We start from the raw sequence: 1,770 nt of genomic DNA on the forward strand, positions 1-1,770 counted from the left end.
GCGTCATGCTTGTAGTTGCCTGTGATGATGTCGACCGAGATGCGCTTCGCAAGAGCGAGAAATCCGGCCTTGTCCTCGTTCCTGAGACGTTCGCGCAGCGCCGCGATCAGCTCCGTGCCGGGAAAGGCATGGAACTCCTCGAGCACGCCGAGGTCATCGAGGGCCTGCTCGACGGCGCCCCGCTTTGCGTCTCCTTTGGCCCAGGACCTTGCGATGGAATGAAGGTCCCGCCACCGATCATGGCGTCCGGACGGCGCGGAGAAGAAGTGGTCGATCGACCGCGCATCTTTGGCAGCACTGGACATTTCCGAATCCCTCCCGGTCGGCGACCGCCTGCGGGCGTGGCCGCGCCCGCGCCATCTGGCGCAGAAAACCCCAGGCTGAGAACAGCACATCGGGGGGCGTCGGCGTATTGTCCTTAGGGACAGGTTCTTGTTGGCAGGAATTCGCTAGAATTCACGGGGTAGGTCGGAACGCATTGCGATGTCCTGCGTGGGTTAGTCGCGAATTGAGCGTGGAGGCTTTGATGATGAGCAGGCTGATCACCCTTGCAGCGTCCGTCGTAATGGCCGCCGCGGTTCTTGTCGCATCAGCTACCGCGCAGACCGTCGGAACAGCGAACTCATGCAACAAGATCAATGGCTGCATGTGGGATTTCATCTACGAGAACCAGATGATGAAGCAGAGCGGCCTATTGACGAAAGCCATGGAGGAGGGCCGCGCGAACAAGGAAGCGTTCGAGGCGCTGCGAGAGTGGGAGCGCACCCATGGCACCGCCCCAAGCAACCTGCGCTAGCAACGGCTCGAATTCGGTATCCGGGGCTGTCCTGATACTGGTCTCGACATTCCGGCAGCATGCCCTTCCGAGGTGCGAGCGCCCCGAAGGAGCGGAAATCGGGAGCGTGCGATGATTCTCCAGTTCGTGCTGGCGGGCGTGTTGGCCTTGGCGCCCCCCCTTCAATCCTTCGCACAAGCGCAGGCGCCCGCTCCTTCGCCGGGCGCGGCAGTGACGCCCGCGGCCCTGCCGGTCGATCAGGCCCTGCTCGCGACAGCGCAGCTCGACGCGCTCCTCGCTCCCGTGGCGCTCTATCCGGACACCCTGCTGGCTCAGGTGCTGATGGCCTCGACCTATCCGCTCGAAGTCGTACAGGCCCAGCGCTGGGCTGCCGAGAACAAGAAGCACAAGGGAGACGCACTCAAGGCCGCCGCGGAGAAACAGGCCTGGGACGATAGCGTCAAGGCATTGGTCGCCACGCCGTCTGTGCTGGAGATGATGAGCAAGAACCTGGACTGGACGCGGAAGCTCGGCGATGCAGTTCTCGCTCAGGAAACCGACGTCATGGACGCTGTCCAGCGGATGAGGTCGCGGGCCTACGAGAACAAGAAGCTCACCTCGGGTACGCAGCAGACGGTGACCGTGCAGCAGGAGGGCGCAAGGCAGACCATCGCGATCGCGCCGACGGCACCGGACACCATCTATGTGCCGTACTATGAGCCCAGCGTCGTCTACGGCTCCTGGCCCTATCCGGAATATCCGCCCTACTACTTTCCCTACACGGGCTACATAGCGGCCGGCGTCGTTGCGACCGGTCTCGCCTTCGGCACCGCCTACGCGCTCGGACGCTGGGCGACCGGCGGCTATTGGGGCGGCAACATCAACTGGAACAACAACAACATCAATATCAACCGCGATCGCGTGACGCACTGGCAGCACAATCCGCAGCATCGCCAAGGGGTCAGATACGGCAATTCGCAGGTTCAGCAGCGGTT

General features: G+C 63.0%; 2 protein-coding genes and 1 pseudogene. 2 read left to right on the forward strand and 1 reads right to left on the reverse strand.

Translation table 11 applies throughout. The annotated features are described in order from the left end of the window. Positions 1-305 (reverse strand): annotated as a pseudogene (locus tag AC1DIO_RS35225) (decarboxylase); the annotation flags it as partial. Positions 306-529: 224 nt separating this feature from the next. Between AC1DIO_RS35225 and AC1DIO_RS35230 the strand changes: the two are divergent. Next, positions 530-796 carry a hypothetical protein gene (locus AC1DIO_RS35230; protein WP_441509210.1) on the forward strand — a complete coding sequence of 89 codons (267 nt, stop codon included), beginning with the start codon at positions 530-532 and terminating at the stop codon, positions 794-796. 111 nt (positions 797-907) lie between these two features. Continuing rightward, on the forward strand, positions 908-1,770 hold an 863-nt coding region (locus AC1DIO_RS35235; RefSeq protein WP_476854938.1), incomplete at its 3' end, for a DUF3300 domain-containing protein.

This window comes from Allobosea sp. 05T439, from assembly GCF_056396005.1.